15 protein-coding genes, 1 tRNA gene and 2 rRNA genes are annotated in these 21050 nt (G+C 72.0%); 10 read left to right on the forward strand and 8 right to left on the reverse strand.

Annotated elements, in window-relative coordinates; translation table 11 throughout:
• From ACLBX8_RS26110 to ACLBX8_RS26135, 6 genes are all read left to right on the forward strand, one after another.
• Positions 1-174 (forward strand): 23S ribosomal RNA (locus ACLBX8_RS26110); the annotation flags it as partial.
• A 165-nt stretch (positions 175-339) separates the two neighbouring features.
• A 5S ribosomal RNA gene (gene rrf / locus ACLBX8_RS26115) occupies positions 340-455 on the forward strand.
• Between the two features lie 112 nt (positions 456-567).
• Positions 568-644, forward strand: a tRNA-Met gene (locus ACLBX8_RS26120).
• A 552-nt stretch (positions 645-1196) separates the two neighbouring features.
• Positions 1197-1676: a MucR family transcriptional regulator gene (locus ACLBX8_RS26125; RefSeq protein WP_020095549.1), complete on the forward strand. Its 480-nt coding sequence runs from the start codon at positions 1197-1199 to the stop codon at positions 1674-1676.
• Positions 1677-1807: 131 nt separating this feature from the next.
• Positions 1808-3265 (forward strand): Do family serine endopeptidase, encoded by a 1458-nt coding sequence (locus ACLBX8_RS26130; RefSeq protein ID WP_042674063.1) that lies wholly within the window; start codon positions 1808-1810, stop codon positions 3263-3265.
• Positions 3266-3352: 87 nt separating this feature from the next.
• Positions 3353-4696: a replication-associated recombination protein A gene (locus ACLBX8_RS26135; RefSeq protein ID WP_447716018.1), complete on the forward strand. Its 1344-nt coding sequence runs from the start codon at positions 3353-3355 to the stop codon at positions 4694-4696.
• 155 nt (positions 4697-4851) lie between these two features.
• On the opposite strand, the gene ACLBX8_RS26140 is transcribed toward ACLBX8_RS26135, so the two are convergent.
• Positions 4852-5316, reverse strand: coding sequence for an Lrp/AsnC family transcriptional regulator (locus tag ACLBX8_RS26140; protein WP_020095546.1), 465 nt, complete (start codon positions 5314-5316; stop codon positions 4852-4854).
• Between the two features lie 250 nt (positions 5317-5566).
• Between ACLBX8_RS26140 and ACLBX8_RS26145 the strand changes: the two genes are divergently transcribed.
• Entirely contained in the window at positions 5567-6577 is a 1011-nt protein-coding gene (locus tag ACLBX8_RS26145) for a 1-aminocyclopropane-1-carboxylate deaminase (protein WP_020095545.1), read from the forward strand.
• A gap of 389 nt (positions 6578-6966) precedes the next feature.
• Positions 6967-8736: a gamma-glutamyltransferase gene (ggt, locus tag ACLBX8_RS26150; RefSeq protein ID WP_447716019.1), complete on the forward strand. Its 1770-nt coding sequence runs from the start codon at positions 6967-6969 to the stop codon at positions 8734-8736.
• A gap of 107 nt (positions 8737-8843) precedes the next feature.
• Here the strand turns inward: ggt and purD are convergent, their stop codons facing one another.
• The 3 genes from purD to ACLBX8_RS26165 all read right to left on the reverse strand — a co-directional run bounded on the left by purD (position 8844) and on the right by ACLBX8_RS26165 (position 11866).
• Positions 8844-10118, reverse strand: coding sequence for a phosphoribosylamine--glycine ligase (gene purD, locus ACLBX8_RS26155; protein WP_103985063.1), 1275 nt, complete (start codon positions 10116-10118; stop codon positions 8844-8846).
• Positions 10119-10227: 109 nt separating this feature from the next.
• Complete coding sequence (locus tag ACLBX8_RS26160; RefSeq protein WP_447683462.1) at positions 10228-10554, reverse strand: hypothetical protein; 327 nt, start codon at positions 10552-10554, stop codon at positions 10228-10230.
• An 85-nt stretch (positions 10555-10639) separates the two neighbouring features.
• Positions 10640-11866: an oxalate decarboxylase family bicupin gene (locus ACLBX8_RS26165; protein WP_447716020.1), complete on the reverse strand. Its 1227-nt coding sequence runs from the start codon at positions 11864-11866 to the stop codon at positions 10640-10642.
• Positions 11867-12071: 205 nt separating this feature from the next.
• Here ACLBX8_RS26165 and ACLBX8_RS26170 point away from each other — a divergent pair, with 205 nt between their 5' ends.
• Both ACLBX8_RS26170 and ACLBX8_RS26175 read left to right on the forward strand, forming a co-directional pair.
• Complete coding sequence (locus ACLBX8_RS26170) at positions 12072-13340, forward strand: efflux RND transporter periplasmic adaptor subunit (RefSeq protein WP_447700765.1); 1269 nt, start codon at positions 12072-12074, stop codon at positions 13338-13340.
• 137 nt (positions 13341-13477) lie between these two features.
• A complete protein-coding gene (locus ACLBX8_RS26175) occupies positions 13478-15907 on the forward strand; it encodes a membrane-bound PQQ-dependent dehydrogenase, glucose/quinate/shikimate family (RefSeq protein WP_447700764.1) in 2430 nt (809 codons plus the stop codon).
• Between the two features lie 76 nt (positions 15908-15983).
• Here the strand turns inward: ACLBX8_RS26175 and ACLBX8_RS26180 are convergent, their stop codons facing one another.
• The 4 genes from ACLBX8_RS26180 to ACLBX8_RS26195 form a co-directional block, all read right to left on the reverse strand.
• Positions 15984-16919, reverse strand: a complete 936-nt coding sequence (locus ACLBX8_RS26180) for a dihydrodipicolinate synthase family protein (RefSeq protein ID WP_100253330.1) — start codon at positions 16917-16919, stop codon at positions 15984-15986.
• A 115-nt stretch (positions 16920-17034) separates the two neighbouring features.
• Positions 17035-19299 carry a xanthine dehydrogenase family protein molybdopterin-binding subunit gene (locus tag ACLBX8_RS26185; RefSeq protein WP_447700763.1) on the reverse strand — a complete coding sequence of 755 codons (2265 nt, stop codon included), beginning with the start codon at positions 19297-19299 and terminating at the stop codon, positions 17035-17037.
• 172 nt (positions 19300-19471) lie between these two features.
• Positions 19472-20515 (reverse strand): FAD binding domain-containing protein, encoded by a 1044-nt coding sequence (locus ACLBX8_RS26190; RefSeq protein WP_091677259.1) that lies wholly within the window; start codon positions 20513-20515, stop codon positions 19472-19474.
• Positions 20512-21006 (reverse strand): (2Fe-2S)-binding protein, encoded by a 495-nt coding sequence (locus ACLBX8_RS26195; RefSeq protein WP_447700762.1) that lies wholly within the window; start codon positions 21004-21006, stop codon positions 20512-20514. Before ACLBX8_RS26195 ends, ACLBX8_RS26190 begins: the two co-directional genes overlap by 4 nt.
• Positions 21007-21050: the final 44 nt, after the last annotated feature.

Consider the following 21050-nt stretch of genomic DNA (forward strand, 5'->3'; position numbering starts at 1 on the left):
GCAGCATAGCTATGTACGGACGGGATAACCGCTGAAGGCATCTAAGCGGGAAACCCCCCTTAAAACGAGACCTCCCTTGAGGGCCGTGGAAGACGACCACGTCGATAGGCCGGGGGTGCAAGCGCGGCGACGCGTTGAGCCGACCGGTACTAATCGCCCGATTGGCTTGATCGCTCTCGTGATCCGTGTCCGGACTGGTTCGGCAGCCGAAAAGGCTGGCGAAGCCAGAGACACACGAAACAAGAAGACCCGCAGCGACACCGCTGCCTGCTTGCCGAACCGGACACACGCGCCTCGCAACCCGCGACGGCCAGTCCGAAAAGAATTGCGATGCGCCGGTCTGGTGGCCTGAGCGGCGTGCCCAGAACCCGATCCCATCTCGAACTCGGCCGTTAAACACGCCAGCGCCTATGGTACTGTGTCTCAAGACACGGGAGAGTCGGTCGCCGCCAGACCTGCCCATCGCAAGACACACACCTTCCCTCGACACGAACACCGATCCGGCCCCCGGACACGGCGCACGCTCGCCAGAGCCGCGACGCACCCGGACCAGCCGCACAGACTTGGCGCGGGGTGGAGCAGCCCGGTAGCTCGTCAGGCTCATAACCTGAAGGTCACAGGTTCAAATCCTGTCCCCGCAACCAAATCCGATACACAGAACCCGCCGCGCTCAACAGCACGGCGGGTTCTGCGTTTGTCCGGCCACGGACGGAGCCCGAACGCCCCGAGCGAGTTCGCGATCAGGTTGCGCCACTGGCGCACCGTCGGTCCGCTTCCAGACCCTCCGTCGCTCACCGCCGAGGTGCGGCCGCCACAAAGCGTCGCTGAGGTTGTCTTATCGGCTTTGAGGTATCGGCCAGCGACGCTCTGCGAATGCACAATCGATGGGCAGAAACGGCCTCGTAAGCTCTATAGCCGCCACCGCATCGCACCTTCGGCTGTAGAGTGCAGGCCGCGCCAGGTCGCAGGGATAAATCGGCAATATCGATTGCGCACAAGCGAGACCCTGACAGGCATTACTCCTTGAGGTTGAGCGATCAAGATCGCTCTTATTACGCTATTTGGGACCGTATACCCCAGTTCCGAATTTAAGACTTGACGCTTCTTGCGAATGCGATTGTATCAGGCGTCCGAATCGCGACGCAGTGCTTGCGTTCTGGCGAGTTTCGTCATCACGAGAAGGCAACGCACGAGACATGGCTCAGTCGAACGGCGGCTCTCTCCGCCTCGTCACGCTCGCCTCCGAGATCGTCTCGGCCTATGTGAGCCACAATCACGTGCAGAGCGCGGATCTGCCCGGCCTCCTCAACGAGGTGCATGCGGCGATTCGGGGGGTCTGCGACGCCGGCCAGAGCCCGCCGATCGCCAAGGCGACCGCGCAGGAGATCCGGCGCTCGATCAATCCGGACTTCCTGATCTCGTTCGAGGACGGGAAGCCCTACAAGACGCTGCGCCGGCACCTCACCCTGCGCGGCCTGACGCCGGAGGCCTACCGCGCCAAGTGGGGCCTCGCCTCGGACTACCCGATGACGGCCCAGAGCTATTCCGAGCAGCGCTCGCAGCTCGCCCGCTCCCTGGGTCTCGGGCAGCCGCGCGCCGCGGCGCCGGAACCCGAAGCCGAGCCCGCGCCGCAGCCCGCCGGGAAGCGGCGGGCGCGCAGCAAGGAAGCCGTCTGACGGCGACACGCCCCGCCTGCGGCGAAGGTGTCGTCGACCTGCCGCAATCGACCTCGATAGCGTGGGGCCGCACGGTGCGCCTGCCTTGTCTCGGCCTGGACGGCGCGCCCGCCCAGACGCCGGAGCCCTGCATGCTGACCCGCCTCACCCTGCCCGCCCTCGTCGCAGCCCTGCTGGCCGCCAGCCCGGCCGCGGCGCAGATGGCGCGGACGGAGACCCGGGAGCCCGCGAAGGACGGCACCGCGAAGGTCGTGCCGCTCAGCAAGGCCGACGTGCAGCTCTCCTTCGCCCCCGTGGTGAAGCGGGCCGCGCCCTCGGTGGTGAACGTCTACGCCTCCCACGTGGATAAGCGCTCCAGCGCGCGCACCAGCGCCATGGAGGAGTTCATGCGCCGCTTCTTCGGCGAGCCGGAGGGCGGCCGCGGCCCCCGGGGCGACCGGGCGCAGCGCTCCCTGGGCTCGGGCGTGCTGGTCGATGCCGACGGGCTCGTGATCACCAACAACCACGTCATCGACAACATGAATGAGGTGCGGATCGCCCTGGCGGATCGCCGCGAGTTCGAGGCCACGATCGTGATGCGCGACACCCGCACCGACCTCGCGGTGCTCAAGATCAAGGAACCGCCGAAGGGCCTCGTGCCGATGCCGTTCGGCGATGCCGACGCCCTGGAGGTCGGCGACTTCGTGATGGCGATCGGCAACCCGTTCGGCGTCGGCCAGACGGTGACGCAGGGCATCGTCTCGGCGCTGGCGCGCACGCAGGTCGGCTCCGCGGACTACCAGTACTTCATCCAGACCGACGCGGCGATCAACCCGGGCAATTCCGGCGGCGCGCTGGTCGATCTGCGCGGCCAACTCGTCGGCATCAACACCGCGATCTACTCGCAGTCGGGCGGGAGCCACGGCATCGGCTTCGCGATCCCGGTGGGCATGGTCAAGGCGGTGGTCGACGCCGCCCGGGACGGGGCGAACGTCGTGCGCCGGCCCTGGCTCGGGGCGCGCATCCAGAGCGTGACGCCCGACATCGCCGACAGCATGGGCCTCGACCACCCGACCGGCGTGCTGGTGGCGAGCCTCCAGCCCAAGAGCCCGGCCGAGGAGGCGGGCCTGAAGCGCGGCGACCTGATCCTCACGGTCGACGGCCAGGAGGTCGCCGATCCGGAGGCCTTCGGCTACCGCTTCGCCCTGAAGGGCGTGCAGGGCCACGCCCGGTTCGGGATCCTGCGCGGCACGACCCGACAGACGGTCCCGGTCAAGCTCGCCCCGGCTCCCGAGACGCGTCCCCGGGACGCGCTCAAGGTGAAGACCCGCTCGCCCTTCCTCGGCGCGACCCTCGTCAACACCTCGCCGGCGGTGGCCGAGGAGATGCAGGTGGACTTCCCGGCCGAGGGCGTGGCCGTGCAGGCGGTGGACGAGAACTCCATCGCGGCCCGGGTCGGGTTGCAGAAGGGCGACGTGATCGTGGCGGTCAACGGCGTGCCGATGGCGACCACCAAGGACCTCGACCGGGTCACCCGCAACAGCCTCAATTCCTGGGAGGTCGCGATCAACCGCAACGGCGAGATCCTGACCTCGGTGTTCGGCGGCTGATCCCGTCGCGGGGCGCCGAGCCCGTGGCCGTGGGCAAGCCCCGGCTCCCGGCTTGCGCCCCCGGCCGCGCCCGGTGTTGATGCGCGGATGTCCGACCTGTTCGCCTCCGCGGAGACACCCGCCGCGCCGGATCCCGGCCGCGCCCCCGGCGCCGAGGCCGCCCGCCCGCTGGCGGACCGGCTGCGCCCGCAGACCCTGGCCGAGGTCGTCGGCCAGGAACACCTGACCGGGGAGGGCGGGGCGCTCACGCGCCTGCTGCGGGGACGGACGCTCGGCTCGCTGATCTTCTGGGGGCCGCCCGGCACCGGCAAGACCACGGTGGCGCGGCTGCTCGCGCAGGGCACCGACCTGCATTTCGAGCAGATCTCGGCGATCTTCTCCGGCGTGCCCGACCTGCGGAAGGTGTTCGAGGCGGCGCGCAAGCGGCGGGCGACCGGGCAGGGGACCCTGCTGTTCGTCGACGAGATCCACCGGTTCAACCGGGCCCAGCTCGACGCCTTCCTGCCGGTGATGGAGGACGGGACCGTCACGCTGGTGGGCGCGACGACGGAGAACCCGTCCTTCGAGCTGAACGCCGCGCTCCTGTCCCGCGCCCGGGTGCTGCTGTTCCGGGCCCTCGATCCGGGCGCCGTCGCGCGGCTGCTGGTCCGGGCCGAGGCGCTGACGGGCCAGGCCCTGCCGCTCACCGAGGAGGCGCGCGGCGTTCTGGTCCGCATGGCCGACGGTGACGGCCGCGCGGCCCTGACCCTGGCGGAAGAGGTCTGGCGCTCGGCCCGCCCCGGCGAGACCCTCGACGCCGAGGCGCTGCAAGCGATCGTACAGCGGCGCGCGCCCATCTACGACAAGGCGCAGGAGGGCCACTACAACCTGATCTCGGCGCTCCACAAGACCGTGCGCGGCTCGGATCCGGACGCGGCGCTCTACTATCTCTGCCGGATGCTCGATGCCGGGGAGGACCGGCTGTTCATCGCCCGCCGGCTCGTGCGCATGGCGGTGGAGGATATCGGGCTCGCCGACCCGCAGGCGCTGGTGGTGGCCAACGCCGCCAAGGACGCGTTCGACTTCCTCGGCAGCCCCGAGGGCGAGCTGGCCCTCGCCCAGGCGGCGATCTACCTCGCCTGCGCGCCGAAATCGAACGCCGTCTACGAGGCCTACAAGGCCGCGACGCGGCTGGCCAAGGAGGCGGGCTCCCTGCCGCCGCCGCGGACCATCCTCAACGCGCCGACCAAGCTGATGAAGCGGATCGGCTACGGCGAGGGCTACCGCTACGACCACGACGAGCCCGACGCCTTCTCGGGCCAGGATTACTGGCCCGACGCGCTCGGGCGCCAGCACCTCTACAAGCCGACCGAGCGGGGCTACGAGACCCGGCTCGCCGAGCGGCTCGAGCGCTGGGAGGCCTTGCGGAAGGCGCGGCGCGGGGAGGGGTAGGCGGGCTTATCCCGTTTCCGGCTGATGGCTGCGGCCGCCGTCCTTGCGAGCGGAGCGAAGCAATCCAGCAGCGCCACGCTTCCGGACGTAGCGCGGCCCTGGGTCACTTCGCTGCGCTCGCGATGACGGCGTGGGCTGCATCGCGCGAAGCCCGATCACAGATCCAGCGGCGCGTTGTCGATCACCTCCTTCATCACGAAGAAGGTCCGGGTCTGGCGCACCCCCGGCAGGCCGATCAGCGTGGCGCTGTGGAGGCGGTTGAAGTCGGCCATGTCGGAGACCCGGATCTTCAGCATGTAGTCGAAGTCTCCGGCCACGAGGTGGCAGTCGAGGAGCGCGGGGATCGCGCGCACGGCGGCCTCGAACTCCGAGAAACTCTCGGGCGTCGAGCGGTCGAGCACGACGCCGACGAAGACCAGGGTGCCGCGCCCGACCCGCATCGGATCGATCAGCGCCCGGACCGCCCGCACGAACCCGTCCGCGAACAGGCGCTGGATCCGGCGATGGCAGGTGGCCGCACTGGTGCCGACCCGCTCGGCGATCTCGGCATTCGCCATGCGCCCGTCCGTCTGGAGGAGGCGGAGGATCTTCTGGTCGATCCGGTCGAGCCCTGCGGACATGGATGATTCTTCCGGATGCGACGCGAAATCCGGAATACTCCGTAGCCAGCCTAGTCAGCAGCGCAAGTCAAGATCTGTTCGCGCTCGAAGATCGAGAGCACCTTTCATTCCGGATCGGGTAGTTTCTCCCCGCGCCTCGAAGACGGAGCCGGGCCTCGCGCCGGGCCGTCGCCGAGGCCTCGCTTCGACGCGCCCGGGCGGACCGAGACCGCTGCTGCCCCGGGGGCGCCCCGAGACCCGGAGAGACCTCATGCTGGACAAGTTCGAGCGCTATCCCCTGACCTTCGGCCCGACGCCGATCGAGCCGCTCAAGCGCCTGACCGCCCATCTCGGCGGCGAGGTCGAGTTGTACGCCAAGCGCGAGGATTGCAATTCCGGGCTCGCCTACGGCGGCAACAAGCTGCGCAAGCTCGAGTACATCGTGCCGGACGCGATCAAGAGCGGCGCCGACACGCTTGTGTCGATCGGCGGCGTGCAGTCGAACCACACCCGCATGGTCGCGGCGGTGGCCGCCAAGATCGGGATGAAGTGCCGGCTGATCCAGGAGGCCTGGGTGCCCCACGAGGACGCCGTCTACGACCGGGTCGGCAACATCCTCCTGTCGCGGATCATGGGCGCGCAGACGCAGCTCGTGGATGACGGGTTCGACATCGGCATCCGCGATTCGTGGAAGCGCGCGCTCGCCGAGGTCGAGGCCGAGGGCGGCAAGCCCTACGCGATCCCGGCCGGTGCCTCGGTGCACAAGTACGGCGGGCTCGGCTACGTCGGCTTCGCCGAGGAGGTGCGCAAGCAGGAGGCCGAGATGGGCCTGCGCTTCGACTACGTGGTGGTCTGCACGGTGACGGGCTCGACCCATGCCGGCATGCTGGTGGGCTTCTCGGCCGACGGGCGCGCCCGCAACGTCATCGGCATCGACGCCTCCTGCACCCCGGCCCAGACCAAGGCCCAGGTCCTCGACATCGCCCAGAACACCGCCGCCCTGGTCGGCGCGGGCGACATCGTGGCCGACGACGTGGTTCTCAACGAGGATTACGCCTACCCGGTCTACGGCGTGCCCTCCAAGGAGACCGTGGAGGCGATCCGCCTCTCGGCCCGGCTCGAGGGGATGATCACCGACCCGGTCTACGAGGGGAAGTCGATGCAGGGCATGATCGACCTCGTGAAGAAGGGCTTCTTCCCGAAGGGCTCGAAGGTGCTCTACGCCCATCTCGGCGGCGCGCCGGCGCTGAACGGCTACAGCTACACGTTCCGCAACGGCTGAGGCCTTCGGCGGCGCCGTCCTTGCGAGCGGAGCGAAGCAATCCAGCAGCGCCACGCTTCATGATGTGGCGCAACCCTGGGTCACTTCGCTGCGCTCGTGATGACGGAGAGGGGCACCTCAACCGAAGCGTTCAAGCGAAACCGAGTGAGGCAGATCGGTCAGATCCCTCACCTCCCTTCGCTCCCCCTCATCCGAGGTGCGGCGAAGCCGCCTCGAAGGCGCCTTCCAGGGGTCGCGAGTCGTCCGGAACCCTCCTTCGAGGCCTGCGTGCGCTCCGGCGCCTCAGGATGAGGTCGCGCGTGGGAATGGCGGCGGGCGCCCGCGTCGTTCCGCCCTATATGGCGGCCTGCGCCAGCATCGGCGCGGGACCGCCACCGGAGAGGGCAGGGATGATCGCACCGGCACACGCGCTGCTCCTCACGGCCCTGCTCGCCCTGGGCGCGCCCGCTGCGCGCTCCGCCTCCGGGCCGGCCGTCGAGGCCGAGAACGGGATGGTGGTCTCGTCCCAGCGCCTCGCCTCGCAGGTGGGCGCCGACATCCTGAGGGCCGGCGGCAACGCCGTCGACGCCGCGGTGGCGGTCGCCTACGCCGAGGCGGTGGTGAACCCGTGCTGCGGCAACATCGGCGGCGGCGGCTTCCTGGTGCTCCACAGCGCCGACGGGCGCAGCCGCTTCATCAATTTCCGCGAGACCGCCCCGGCGGCCGCCACTCGGGACATGTATCTCGACGCTGCCGGCAACGTCGTGAAGGGTGCGAGCCTGCGCGGCTGGAAGGCCGCCGGCGTGCCCGGGACGGTGCTCGGCCTCAACACCGCCCTCGCCGCGTACGGGACCCTGCCGCTGGCGCGGGTGATGGCGCCGGCGATCGCGCTCGCCCGGGACGGGTTCGTGCTGACCCGGGGCGACACCGACATCCTCGAATCCGGCACGAAGCTGTTCGCGGGCCAAGCGAACGTCGCCCGGATCTTCCTGCGCCCGGACGGCAGCCCCTGGCGGCCCGGGGACCGGCTGGTCCAGGCCGACCTCGCCCGCACCCTCCAGGCCATCGCGGAGCGCGGTGCGGACGCGTTCTACAAGGGCGCGATCCCGGCAGCCGTGGAGGCGGCCTCCCGGGCGGGCGGCGGCCTGCTGACGGCCTCCGACTTCGCCGCCTACACGGTGACGCAGTCCGAGCCGCTCACCTGCCGCTACCGGGGCGCCACGATCCTGTCGGCGCCCCCGCCCTCGTCGGGCGGGACCACGCTCTGCGAGATCCTCAGCATCCTCGACGGCTACGACCTGCGGGCGGCGGGGTTCAACTCGGCCCGGACCGTGCACCTGATGGTGGAGGCGATGCGGCGCGCCTACGCGGACCGCAACCTGCTGCTCGGCGACCCGGCCTTCGTGGAGAACCCGGTCGACCGGCTGCTGTCGCCGGCCTACGCGGAGACGCTCCGAGCCTCGATCCGCCCGGACCGAGCGACCCCGTCGGCGGAGATCCGCCCGGATCCCGGCCCGGAGCCGCGGGAACGGCCCGAGACCACACACATCTCGGTGATGGACAAGGCCGGCAACGCGGTCGCGCTGACCTACACGATCAACGGCTATTTCGGCGCCGGGGTGATCGCCGGCGACACGGGGTTCTTCCTCAACGACGAGATGGACGATTTCACGGTCAAGACCGGGGTGCCGAACCTGTTCGGCCTCGTGCAGGGGACCAGGAACGCGATCCAGCCGGGCAAGCGCCCGCTCTCGTCCATGGCGCCCACGATCGTGCTGCGCGACGGCAAGGTCGCGCTGGTGGCGGGCTCGCCGGGGGGCTCGCGGATCATCACGATCAACGCGCAGACGCTGATCAACGTGCTCGATTTCGGCATGGAGCCGCAGGAGGCGGTGGACGCCCCGCGCATCCATCACCAGTGGCTGCCCGACACGGTCTACGCCGAGCCCTTCGCGCTCTCGGCGGACACCCAGGCCATCCTCAGGGGCATGGGCCACACGATCGTCGAGCAGAGGCCCTGGGGGGCGCAGGAGCTCATCGCGGTCCGGGCCGCGGCGCCCGCCCTGCCGGAGGCCGCGTCGTCGGGCAACGACGCCTCGCGCACGGAGCGGATGCGGCCGGGTCTGCTCTATGGTGCCAACGACAACCGCCGGCCGGCCGGCGCGGCGGTGGGGGAGTAGGGGGCGGGCGGCTTGACGCGGACAACCCCGTCATTCCGGGCACGCCGGCCTCGTCCGGGAGGGCAGGGTGGGGCCCGGAGGCACCCGCCACGAGCGAGACCGGGGGTTCAGCCCTCTTCCGCCTCCCGCGCCACCGCGCGGAACCCGATGTCGCGCCGGCAAAAACCCTCCGGCCAGTCGATCCGGGCCACCGCCGCGTAGGCGCGGGCCTTGGCGTCCGTGACGCTGTCGCCGAGGGCCGTCACCGCCAGGACCCGGCCGCCATCGGCGAGCAGCTGCCCGCCCTCGGCGCGGGTGCCGGCCTGGAACACGTGAACCCCGTCGCCCTCGGCGGCGTCGACGCCCCGGATCACCGAGCCCCGGACCACGGCGCCCGGATAGCCGGCCGCCGCCATCACCACGGTGAGGGCCGCCCGGTGCGGATCGAATTCCAGGCTCACGCCGGAGAGGTCGCCCTCGCAGGCCGAGAGCAGGGCCGGCACGAGGTCGGAGGCGAGGCGCGGCATCAGCACCTGCGCCTCGGGGTCGCCGAAGCGGGTGTTGTACTCGATCAGCTTGGGGCCGTCGGCGGTGAGCATCAGGCCGGCGTACAGGATGCCGGTGAACGGGCAGCCGCGGGCCCGCATGCCGGCAAGCGTCGGCGCGATGATCTCGGCCATGACCCGGGCCTCGATCTCCGGGGTGACCACCCGGGCCGGGGAATAGGCGCCCATGCCGCCGGTATTGGGCCCCCGGTCCCCGTCGAAGACCCGCTTATGGTCCTGGGCGGTGCCGAGGGAGATCGCCCGGGTGCCGTCGCACAGGGCGAAGAAACTCGCCTCCTCGCCGAACAGGCACTCCTCGACCACGACCTCGGCGCCGGGCTCGGCGAAGAGGCCGGTCAGCGCGTCCTCGGCCTGGTCGACGGTCTCGGCCACGGTGACGCCCTTGCCGGCGGCGAGGCCGTCGGCCTTCACGACGATCGGGGCGCCCTGCTGGCGGACATAGGCCAGCGCCGGCTCCAGATCGGAGAAGCGCGCGAAGGCGGCGGTCGGGATGTTGCAGGCGGCGCAGAGATCCTTGGTGAAGCCCTTCGAGCCCTCGAGCCGGGCGGCGTCGCGGGTCGGCCCGAAGGCGCGGATCCCGGCGGCCTTCAGGTCGTCCACCAGGCCGGCGACGAGGGGCGCCTCGGGCCCGACCACCACGAGGCCGATCGCCTCCGCCGCGCAGAAGGCGGCGACGGCCGCGTGGTCCGTGACCTTGAGGTCCGGCCGGTTGGTCCCGTGGCGGGCCGTGCCGGGATTGCCCGGCGCCGTGAACAGGCGGGTGCAGAGCGGGCTCTGGGCCAGTCGCCAGGCCAGGGCGTGCTCGCGGCCGCCGGAGCCGATCAGCAGGATATTCATGCGCACGCCACCATGGGCCCAGCTTCTGGGGGAAGCGTGCCCGCGGGAAAAGGTTTTTTTCGGGCTTTCCCCGCTCTGCGCGGATATCCCGGCGGCGCGGAGGCCGATGTCAGCAGCCGGTGCAGACGCTCGTGTTGAGGCCGCCGCCCCGCCGCACGATCCCGTTCCGACCGATATGGCGGCCCCGGTACACATCCCCGCGGACGCCCCGATAGGGCAGGTAGGGCCCGAAGGAATCGGCCTGGACGTTGCGCTGGAACGTCTGGTTCAGCGTGTTGAAGTCCGAGACCCGCTGCTGGTTGAGCGACCGGATCTGGCCCTGCAGGGCGAATGAGGCGTTGGCGGCATTCGGGTCGTTCTGCTGCACCTGCGCCCAGGCGGAGCCCGCGGGGAGGGCGAGCGCCAGGGCGAGGAGCGCGCGGGACGCGGCACGCATAGGTCCCTCCGTGCGAGAGTCGAGCGGGTTTCGGAAACGCTTGTGCGAGTCGACGCGCCAGGATCGGTCCGGGTTCCCGGGCGCGTCAACCCGGCACAACGGGGGACTTCGTCTCCGGCAGGGCCTCAAGGCGCTCGGGATCCAGCCCGGTATGGGCCTGGACCAGGGGGTGCGGGGTCAGGGCCAGCCACTGCGTCAGGGAGATGTCGGCGTAACGCGGGCTCTTGAACATCTCCAGGAATGTCAGGGTCGTGTCGCCGGTATTCTCGATGTAGTGCCCCATGGCGAAGGGCACGTAGCCGACGTCGCCGGCCCGGTAGTCGAAGGTGCGGGCCTTCGATTCCGAGCCGAACACCGTCATCCGGCCCTGGCCGGAGAGGTAGTACTGCCACTCGTCGCTGTTCGGGTGCCAGTGCAGCTCGCGCAGCCCCCCGGGCTCGACCTCGACCAGGGCCGCCGCGATCGTCACGGAAGCCGGGAACACCGTGGAATCGGTGATGCGCACGCTGCCACCCCGGGTGCGGACCGGCTCCTGCGCCAGCATGCGGTGGCTGAAGGTCTTCGGCACCGGCCCGGAGCCGCCCATCCTGTCGGCCGCGAGCGGGCCGGGTTTCGGGCCGGGGAAGATGTAGAGCTCCTTCTCGGGGATCCTGGCGAAGGCGCTCTCGGGCAGGCCGAAATTCTTGGCGAGCACGTCCCGGGGCGTGTGGGCCAGCCAGTCGGTGAGCAGGAAGGTGGAATCCTCCGAGAAACCGCCGTCGTCGAAGACGAGCAGGAACTCGCACCCGTCGATCCCGTCGGCGGCGAGTCCCTGGATGGAGTGCGGGATGCCGCCCGGGAAGTACCAGAGGTCGCCCGCGCCGACATCGTCCGCGAAGGTGCGCCCGTCCTGGTCGACCGCGGTGATCCGGGCCTTGCCCCTGATCATGTAGGCCCACTCGGATTCCTTGTGCCAGTGCATCTCGCGGACCGCGCCGGCCTTGAGCCGCATGTTGACCCCGGCCATGGCCTTGGAGACCGGCAGCTCGCGGATCGTGGTCTGGCGCGCCCAGCCGCCCTCCTCCAGCCGCATGTGGCTGTCCGCGAAGGACCATTTCAGGTTCGGCATGGTGCCGTGGTCGGTGGCGGGCGGCGCCAGGGTGAACGGCTCCTCGGCGGCGCGGGGCCGGTTCCGCGGGCCCAGGATGTCGGCGCCCTTGCCGCCGCGCTCGGGGCGGGGCGCGGCCGGCCCGGCGGATTGCGCCGCGGCGGAGGACGCGGCCATCGCGCCGCCGGCGGCTGCGATGACGGCGCGCCTGGAGATCTCGGTCATCGTGGATGGGTCCCTGAGTCCGTGGCAGGGAAACCGGTCGCGTGCTCGGAGGATCCGCGGGCGGGCCGCGCTGTGCGCTGCGGCATCTCGCCCGGAGCCCGCGCGCGGTCTATGCATTGAATACGGCGCATTGAATACGGCGGCGCACGCGTCCCGGCCGGGCGCCGAGGCGGCGGTGCAGGCGCGGCGCGACCCGAGGGCGAGGATGGCGGACCGGGACAGTTCAGCCACGGACGGAACCGTCCCGCCCGCCCGCGGCGGCCGCCGGTGGCTCGCCCTGCTGGCGCTGGCGGGCCTCGGCGTCCTCGGATACCGCCTGTGGCCGGACGCGTCGCGCGCGGCGAGTCCGCCCGCCGCCGAGGCGAAGCCGCCGACCGTGCGGGTCGCCGCCGCGGCCCGGGCCTCCGACACCCTGAGCCTGACCCAGACGGGCACCACCCAGGCGTTCGACATCGCGAACCTCTACCCGCGGGCGACCGGCTACATCGTCGAGCGCAAGGTCGATATCGGCTCGCACGTGAAGGCGGGTGAGCTGCTGTTCCGGATCAGCGCGCCCGACCTCGATCAGCAGCTGGTCCAGGCCCAGTCGCAGGTGCTGCAGCTCCAGGCGGCGCTGATCCAGGCGCGGGCGATGGTGGATCAGGCCGAGGCCAACCGCCACCTCGCCGACGTGACCAACCGGCGGACCTCGACGCTCGCCGGCACCGGGGTCGAGACCCGGCAGAACGCCGACACCTCCCAGGCCGGGGTGCTGGCGCAGACCGCCAACGTCGACGCCGCCAGGGCCGCCGTGAAGGTCGCGGAAGCCAACATCGCCGCCCAGGAGGCGCAGGTCGCCCGGCTCAAGGTCCTGACCGGCTTCGAGGAGATCCGCGCGCCCTTCGACGGGGTGGTGACGGCCCGCAACAACGACGTCGGCGACGCGGTCACGGCGGACACGAATACGGGGGCGCCGCTCCTCACGCTGAACCGGGACGACGTGCTGCGCATGGCGGTGAACGTGCCGCTCTACGCCGCCGACGGGGTCCGCGACGGGCTGGCCGCCTCGGTCGAGGTGGCGCAGATCCCGGGCCGGATCTTCCCCGGTACGGTCTCGCGCTCGTCGACGACGCTGCTCTCGGCCGCGCGCACGCTGGTCACGCAGGTCGACATCCCCAACCCCGACGGGGCGCTGCGGCCGGGACTCTACATCACGATCACGCTGGAGATCCCGCGGGTCTCGCCCGCCGTGACGGTGCCGAACGACGCGCTGATCTTCGACCAGCACGGGACCCGCGTGGCCGTGGTCGAGGCGGCTGGGGACGGGGGGGGCGTGGTGCGGATGCGCCCCGTCACGATCTTCCGCCAGACCCGCACGCTCCTGGAGCTGCGCGACGGTCTGAACGGCGGCGAGCGCGTCGTCGTGGGCCCGGCGGCCTCGCTGCGCGACGGCGACAGGGTCAGCCTGCGTCCGGAGGACCGGGCCGGGGCGTGAGCGGCGGCGCCCGGCAGCCTTGTCCAGCCTTGGGACAGCTACGGCGGCGATAAGCCGTCGGGTATGCGGCGGCGCCGTGGGGGCTCAGCTTCCGGCGCCGCCGTGACCGGCCGGCTCAGGAAGCGGATACCACCGCCGTGGCACTCGGAACGATAGCGCTGTCGATCGCGCTGCTTGGCCTCGCTCTCGCGAGCTTCGGTCTGACACTGGCCCTCGCGGGCGGGTCCTGGTTCTACGTGGCCCTGGGCTTGGGCGTGCTGGTCTCCGGCGTCGAACTGGTCCGGCGACGCCAGAACGGCCTCCGGATCTACGCCCTGGTGCTGGCGGCGGCCTTCGTGTGGACGCTCGGCGAGGTCGGGCTCGACAAGTGGCAATGGATCCCGCGCGGGGCCCTGCTCCTCCTCGTCGGCCTCGTGCTCTGCCTGCCCTCCGTGGTGCGGCGCCTGCGCGACGCGCCCGAACGGCCCTGGAAGCCCGGTCTCGGGAACGGTCCGCTCGCCCTCCGGGTCGTCGTCCTGCTGATCGCGGCCTCGGGCGCCGCGTCCTGGTTCGTCGACCCGGTCGAGACGCGAGGCAGCCTGCCGAAGGTCGCGGGGGCGGGGCCGGCCGCCGTCGATCCGAGCGGCGTTCCCTTTCCGGCCGACGACTGGGTCGCCTATGGCGGCACCAATCTCGGCCAGCGCTACTCGGCGCTGGCGGATATCGGCACCGCCAATGTCCGGGGCCTCGCCGTGGCCTGGGAGCACCATACCGGCGACCTGCGCGGCGACAGCCGGGCGGATCCGAAGGAATTCACCTTCGAGGCCACGCCGATCAAGGTGAACGGGCTGCTCTACCTCTGCACGCCGCACAACATCGTCCAGGCCCTGGAGCCCGAGACCGGCCGGCTGGTCTGGGCCTTCGACCCGAAGATGGCGCGGGACGGCCAGTACCAGCACCAGACCTGCCGCGGCGTATCCTACAACGACTCGGCCGGCTACGCGCCGCCCGCCGAGACCGACGCCGACCGGGCCGCCGCCGTCGCGGCCGCGGTCGCCGAGTGCCCGCGCCGGATCATCGCGGCCTCGGTCGACGCCCGCCTCTACGCGCTGAACGCCGAGACCGGCGCCCCGTGCAGGACCTTCGGGGCGGACGGGTTCGTCGATCTGACGGCGCAGATGCCGAACCTCCGGCGCGCCGCCTATCAGCAGACTTCGGCACCGCTGGTGACCCGGAACCTCATCGTCCTCGGCAGCGCCATCGCCGACAACTACTACGCGGACAACCCCTCGGGCGTGATCCGCGCCTTCGACGTGCGCACCGGCGCGATCGTCTGGAAGTTCGACGCCGGCAAGCCCGACGCGACCGCGCCGCTGCGGCCCGACGAACGCTACGAACCCAACTCGGCGGTGGCCTGGACGCAGTTCTCGGCCGACGAGGCCCTGGGGCTCGTCTACGTGCCGTTCGGCAACCGGGCGCCCGATCAGGTGGGCGTGGCCCGGTCGCGAGAGGACGAGGCCCTCATCGACGCCCTGGCGGCGCTGGATCTGGAGACGGGCACGCTGCGCTGGGCGTTCCGGACCGCGTATCACGACCTGTGGGACCGCGATAACCCGTCCCAGCCGGTCCTCCTGAGCCTGCCGCGGGGCGAGGAGACGGTGCCGGCGATCCTGATCCCCACCAAGGTCGGCAACGTCTGGGTCCTCGACCGCCGCACCGGCGCCCCGGTCCGGCCGGTCTCCGAGGTTCCGGTCTCGACCCGGACCGACATCCCGGGGGAGACGCCGTCCCCGATCCAGCCGATGTCGTCCCTCCGCTTCACGCCGGCGCCGCTGACGGAGGCCGGCATGTGGGGCGTCACGCCCTTCGACCAGATCCAGTGCCGCCTCGCCTTCCGGTCGAACCGCTACGACGGCAACCCGTTCACGCCGCCCCAGGCGTCGGAGGGCGCGATCGTCTGGCCCGGCAATATCGGGGTGTTCAACTGGGGGTCGGTGGCGGTCGATCCGGTCCATCACTGGATGATCGCGACGCCGCAATACCTGCCCTACATCTACCGCCTGCTCCCGCGCCCCCCGGGCGAGCCGGAGAGGCGCCTCCTCGGTGCCGATCCCGAGGCGAGCCCGGTCAACGAGAATCTCGGCGGCCCCTACGCGATCTCGATCGCGCACATGCGCTCCGCCCTCGGCATCCCCTGCAGCGCGCCGCCCTGGGGCGTGCGGGTCGGCGTGAATCTCGCCGACGGCACCGTTGCCTGGAAGCGCCGCAATGGCACGGTCGCGGGGCAGAAGGTCGGCGGCCTGGCGGTCCCGCTCCCCCTGGAGATGGGCATGCTGGCCCACGGCGGCACCCTGACCACGGCGGGCGGCGTCGCGTTCACGGCCGCCACGCTCGACGACCGCATCCGCGGCTACGACATGCAGACCGGCGAGGTCCTGTGGACCACGACGTTGCCGGCCGGCGGCCAGGCCACCCCGATGACCTATCGCGGCCGGGACGGCCGGCAGTATGTGGTGATCGCGGCGGGCGGGCACGGCGCCCTCGGCACCACGCCGGGCGATTCGGTCATCGCCTACAGGCTCGAGTGAGCCGTGGCGCCCCGCCCGCCGGAGCGGGCGAGGCGGCTTCGGCGAGGCCCCGGCCTTCCGGCCGGGGCAGGGCGGTCTAGGCCGCGAGACGGGCCCGCGCGTCGGTGCGGGCGAGGCGGGCCAGCAGGTACTCGACCTCGGCCTTCGCCTGCGCGGTCAGCGCCTGCGACGGCTTGCGCTGCGCGTCGGACGCGAAGATCCCCCGGCGCATGAACACGTATTTGCGGACCGCGAGCCCCAGCGGGCCCTGCTGCTGCTCGTAGCGGAGATAGGGGAGGTGGGCGTCGAACAGGTCGTGGGCGGCGTCGCGCTCGCCGGCCCGGCCGAGGCGGACCACGTCGACCAGCATCTCCGGGAAGGCGTAGCCGGTATTGGCCCCGTCGGCGCCGCGCTCGGTCTCGAAATCGAGGAACAGACCGCCGTTGCCGACCAGGATCGAGATGTGGCGCATCGAGCCGTCCGCCTCGAAGCCGCGCAGCGTCGAGATCTTCTCCAGTCCCGGCCAGTCCTCGTGCTTGAGCATCACGCAGGAGGGGTTCTCCGACACGATCCGGCGGATCACGCCGGGGGTCATCTGGACCGAGAAGGTGAGGGGATAGTCCTGAAGCACGAAGGGCACGTCCGGGCCCACGGCCTCGGCGGCATTCCGATAATAGCCGACCACCTGGTCGTCGGTGCGGAGCGTGTTGGGCGGCGCGATCATCACGCCGGCCGCGCCCAGCTCCATCACCTCCCGGGCGAGCGACCGCATGGCCGCGAAGCCCGGCGCCGTGACACCGACGATCACCGGCAGCCGGGTGCGCCCGAGAACGCGCCGCGCCACGGCGATGCCCTCCGCGTGGTCGAGCTTGCCGGCCTCGCCGAGCTGGCCGAGGATCGTCAGGCCGTCGACGCCGGCCGCCCCGAAGAAGTCGGTCATCCGGTCGAGGGAGACCTCGTCGATCCGGCCGTCCGGATGGAACGGGGTCGGCGCGATCGGGACGACGCCGCCGATGTCGCTGGTGAGGGGCATGCCGGTCTCCGCGCTGCTGCGGCGGCCGCCGGCCGCCGGGTGGCATGCCCCATACTAAAAAAACCCGGGCGGCGCGACGCGCCCGGGACCGGTTCCACGCGACCGACGCGCTGGATCAGCCCAGCAGCTTGTCGAGGGTGATCGGCATCTCGCGGACCCGCACGCCGGTGGCGTGCCAGACCGCGTTGGCGATGGCGCCCACCGTGCCGGTGATGCCGATCTCGCCGACCCCCTTCACGCCCAGGTTGTTCACCACCGCGTCGTCCTCGTGGACCAGGATCGCCTCCAGGGCGGGCACGTCGGCGTTCACCGGCACGTGGTACTCGGCCAGATTGTCGTTGAGGAAGCGGCCGGTGCGCGGGTCCATCTCGGCCCGCTCGTGCAGGGCGAAGGACAGGCCCCAGATCATCCCGCCGTAATACTGGCTCTGGACGAGGCGCGGGTTGATCACCCGGCCCGCCGCGAAGGCGCCGACGAGGCGGCTCACGCGGATCTGGCCGAGATCGGGATCGACCTTCACCTCGGCGAAGACCGCGCCGTGGGCGTGCATGGCGTAGGAGGCCTGCGCGGCCGGGTCGGCGCCGGCCTTGCCCTGGCCCTCGATGCGCGACCGGCCGGCCCGCCGGAGGATGTCGGTGAAGGACTCGCTCCGGCCCGGGTCGTCGCGCCGGGTCAGACGCCCGCCCGCGGCGGTCACGCCGGCATTGCCGGCGCCGTAGAGCGGGGAGGCGGGGTCGTTGGTGGCGAGCTCCGCGAGCTGCCGGATCACGTCGCCGGCCGCCGCGTGGACCGCGCCGCCCGCCGTGGCGGTGTGGCCCGAGCCGCCCGCGATGCCGGCATTCGGCAGGTCTGACGAGCCCATCCGGAAGGTGAGGGCGTCCATCCCGATCCCGAGCCCGTCGGCGGCGATCTGGGCGAGCGCCGTCCACGAGCCCTGGCCCATGTCGATCGCCCCGAGCTCCACCGTGCCGGTGCCGTCGGCGCGGATCTCGGCCCGGGCCATCCCCTCGAAGATCAGCGCCGGGAAGGTGGCGGTGCCCATGCCGGTGCCGACCAGGAACCCGTCCCGGTCGCGGGTCTGGCGGGGCTGCAGCGGGCGACCGGCCCAGCCGAAGGCCTCGGCGCCGCGCCGGTAGCAGTCCCGCAGGGCCTTCGAGGAGAACGGCTTGCCGGTGATCGGCTCGACCTCGGCGTAGTTGGCGAGCCGGAACTCCAGCGGGTCCATGCCGAGCTCGTGGGCCATCTCGTCCAGCGCGCTCTCCAGGGCGACGCTGCCGGTCGCCTCGCCGGGCGCGCGCATGAACAGCGGCGTGCCGGTGTCGAGGCGCACGGCCTCGTGCCGGATGGCGATGGCCGGGCTCGCGTACAGGGTGCTGGTCGCCCGGCCCGCCGGCTCGAAGAAGTCGTCGAAGCTCGACGAGGCGGTGCGGATGTGGTGGTCGAGGGCCGTCAGCTTGCCGGAGGCGTCGGCGCCGAGCCGGAGGGTCTGCCGGGTCGGTCCGCGATGGCCCATCGGGCCGTACATCTGGGTCCGGGTCGGGACGAGCTTCACCGGCCGGCCGACGAGCTTCGCCGCCATGCAGGCGAGCACCTGCGGCCCGGCGGGGACGCCCTTCGAGCCGAAGCCGCCGCCGAGATAGGGGCTCTCGATGTGGATGTCGTCGGGGCCGATGCCGAACAGCCCGGCGAGCCTTGCCTGCGACATGGCGAGCGCCTGGGTCGGCATGAACAGCGTCAGCCGGTCCCCGTCCCAGCTCGCCACCGCCGCGTGGGGCTCCATGGCGTTGTGATACTGGGCCGGCGTCTCGTAGGTGGCGGCGATCGCCTTGGACGCGGCCGCGAGTCCGGCCTCGACATCGCCGTCCGTCTCGACGGGCGGCGCGCCGACGCCGACCGAATCCGGCGTGAAGGCCTCGCCGGAATCGAGCCCGATCCGCGGCGTCTCGGCCGCGTAGGTCGGGGCGAGCAGCCGGGCGCCCTCGGTGGCCGCCTCCAGGGTCTCGGCGATCACCACGGCGATGGGCTGGTTGGCGTAGCGGACGCGGTCGTTCTGCAGGAGGTCGAGGCGGAACGTGAACGGCCCGTCCTTGGCGTCCGGGTCCTTGGCCAGCGTCGGGGCGTGCCCCGGCCGCATCACCGCGACGACGCCGGGATGCGCCTCCGCGGCGGCCACGTCGAGGCCGGTGACGCGTCCGCGGGCGATCCGGGCGACGCAGAGCGCCGCGTGGAGGGTTCCGGGCGGCAGGTTGTCGGCGGAGAAGCGGGCCTGGCCCGTCACCTTGAGCGGGCCGTCGCGCCGGGTCAGCGGCTGGCCGATGCTGGAGCCGTGCCGGATCGCGCCGGCGGGGAGATTCGGGGCGGGCGTGGAGGTCGCGGTCATGCGGGTCTCCTCAAAGGGTTCCGGTTGAAGCCTTCGGTTGCGGTGACCCGCTCCGTCATCACGAGCGCAGCGAAGTGACCCAGGGCAGCGCGACACCGGGCATCGTGGCGCCGCCTGGGTTGCTTCGCTCCGCTCGCAAAGACGGCCCTGGAGCCGCCGACCGGGGGCAGGGTCAGACGATGCCGAACGGGGAAGCGGGGAGGGCCGGGATCCGTGCGGGCGTGCCCGCGGCGGCCTGGGTCAGCGCGCGGATCGCCACCCGGCGGGCGAGCTCGACCTTGAAGGCGTTGGCCTCACCGGTGGGCTTGGCGCCGGCGAGCGCGGCCTCGGCGGCCTTCGCGAAGGCCTCGGGGGAGGGTGCCTGCCCGGCGAGCGCGGCTTCAGCCTCCGCCACCCGCCAGGGCTTGAGCGCCAGCCCGCCCAGGGCGAGCCGGGCCTGGCCGATCCGGCCGCCGGCCTCCAGGGTGAGGGCGGCCGCCGCCGAGACGACCGCGAAGGCGTAGGAGGTGCGGTCGCGGACCTTGAGGTAGCGGGCATTGCCCCGGAACGCGGCCGCCTCGGGGGGCAGGCGCAGGGCGGTGATCAGCTCGCCGGGCCGCAGCTCGGTCTCCCGCTCCGGGTGGTCGCCGGGGAGGTGGTGGAACGCGGTGAGCGGCACCTCCCGGGCACCGTCCGGCCCGGCGATCTCGACCACCGCGTCGAGGGCGGCGAGCGGCACGCAGAAATCGGACGGGTGGGTGGCGATGCAGTGCTCGCTCCAACCCTGGACCGCGTGGATGCGGGTGGCGTGCCCCAGGGCCGCGCAGCCGGAGCCGGGCGCGCGCTTGTTGCAGGGCGAGACCGCGTCGGTGAAGTACTGGCAGCGGGTGCGCTGCATCAGGTTGCCGCCGACCGTGGCGGCGTTGCGCAGCTGCGCCGAGGCGCCGGCCAGCAGGGCCTCGGCCACCATCGGGTAGGCCTTGGCGAAGGCCGGGTCGTGGGCGAGGTCGCTGTTGCGGACCAGGGCCCCGACCCGGGCGGTGCCGTCCGGCAGCCGCTCGATGGCCGAGAGGCCGGGGAGGCGGGTGATGTCGACGACCCGCTCCGGGGTGGCGACACCGCCCTTCATCAGGTCGACGAGATTGGTGCCGGCGGCGAGGAAGGCGGTGCCCGGCTGCTGGCCGGCCGCCACGGCCTCGGGCACGCTCGCGGGGCGGATGTAGTCGAAGGTCCTCACGCCGCGTCCTCCCGCTGCTCCGAGGTCCGGGCGGCCGCGTCCCGCACGGCGTCCAGGATCCCCGCGTAGGCGCCGCAGCGGCAGAGATTGCCGCTCATGCCCTCGCGGATGCGCTCCGGATCGGTACCGGCGTGGCCCTCGCGGATCAGGCCGACCGCGCTCATGATCTGGCCGGGGGTGCAGAAGCCGCACTGGAAGCCGTCATGGGCGATAAAGGCCGCCTGGACCGGGTGCAGCCGGTCACCCTCGGCGAGCCCCTCGATGGTGAGGATCTCGGCACCGTCGAGGCTCGCGGCGAGGGTCAGGCAGCTGTTGATCCGGCGCCCGTCCACCAGGACCGTGCAGGCGCCGCACTGGCCGCGGTCGCAGCCCTTCTTGGCGCCCGTCAGACCGAGGCGCTCGCGCAGGAGATCGAGGAGGGTGACGCGCGGATCGTCGAGGGCGATCTCGCGCGGCTGCCCGTTCAGGGTGAGCCTGAGGGGAATGGTCATGCGGGGGTCCCGGCTTCCAAGGCTGGAACCGTTACAGATAGCCG

This window comes from Methylobacterium sp. D48H (assembly GCF_053345715.1).

Excerpts from the sequence above, each read along its gene's own strand:
- ACLBX8_RS26125 (WP_020095549.1), top strand. The coding sequence starts at position 1,197 with ATGGCTCAGTCGAACGGCGGCTCTCTCCGCCTCGTCACGCTCGCCTCC.
- ACLBX8_RS26130 (WP_042674063.1), top strand. The coding sequence starts at position 1,808 with ATGCTGACCCGCCTCACCCTGCCCGCCCTCGTCGCAGCCCTGCTGGCC.
- ACLBX8_RS26135 (WP_447716018.1), top strand. The coding sequence starts at position 3,353 with ATGTCCGACCTGTTCGCCTCCGCGGAGACACCCGCCGCGCCGGATCCC.
- ACLBX8_RS26140 (WP_020095546.1), bottom strand. The coding sequence starts at position 5,316 with ATGTCCGCAGGGCTCGACCGGATCGACCAGAAGATCCTCCGCCTCCTC.
- ACLBX8_RS26145 (WP_020095545.1), top strand. The coding sequence starts at position 5,567 with ATGCTGGACAAGTTCGAGCGCTATCCCCTGACCTTCGGCCCGACGCCG.
- ggt (WP_447716019.1), top strand. The coding sequence starts at position 6,967 with ATGATCGCACCGGCACACGCGCTGCTCCTCACGGCCCTGCTCGCCCTG.
- purD (WP_103985063.1), bottom strand. The coding sequence starts at position 10,118 with ATGAATATCCTGCTGATCGGCTCCGGCGGCCGCGAGCACGCCCTGGCC.
- ACLBX8_RS26160 (WP_447683462.1), bottom strand. The coding sequence starts at position 10,554 with ATGCGTGCCGCGTCCCGCGCGCTCCTCGCCCTGGCGCTCGCCCTCCCC.
- ACLBX8_RS26165 (WP_447716020.1), bottom strand. The coding sequence starts at position 11,866 with ATGACCGAGATCTCCAGGCGCGCCGTCATCGCAGCCGCCGGCGGCGCG.
- ACLBX8_RS26170 (WP_447700765.1), top strand. The coding sequence starts at position 12,072 with ATGGCGGACCGGGACAGTTCAGCCACGGACGGAACCGTCCCGCCCGCC.
- ACLBX8_RS26180 (WP_100253330.1), bottom strand. The coding sequence starts at position 16,919 with ATGCCCCTCACCAGCGACATCGGCGGCGTCGTCCCGATCGCGCCGACC.
- ACLBX8_RS26185 (WP_447700763.1), bottom strand. The coding sequence starts at position 19,299 with ATGACCGCGACCTCCACGCCCGCCCCGAATCTCCCCGCCGGCGCGATC.
- ACLBX8_RS26195 (WP_447700762.1), bottom strand. The coding sequence starts at position 21,006 with ATGACCATTCCCCTCAGGCTCACCCTGAACGGGCAGCCGCGCGAGATC.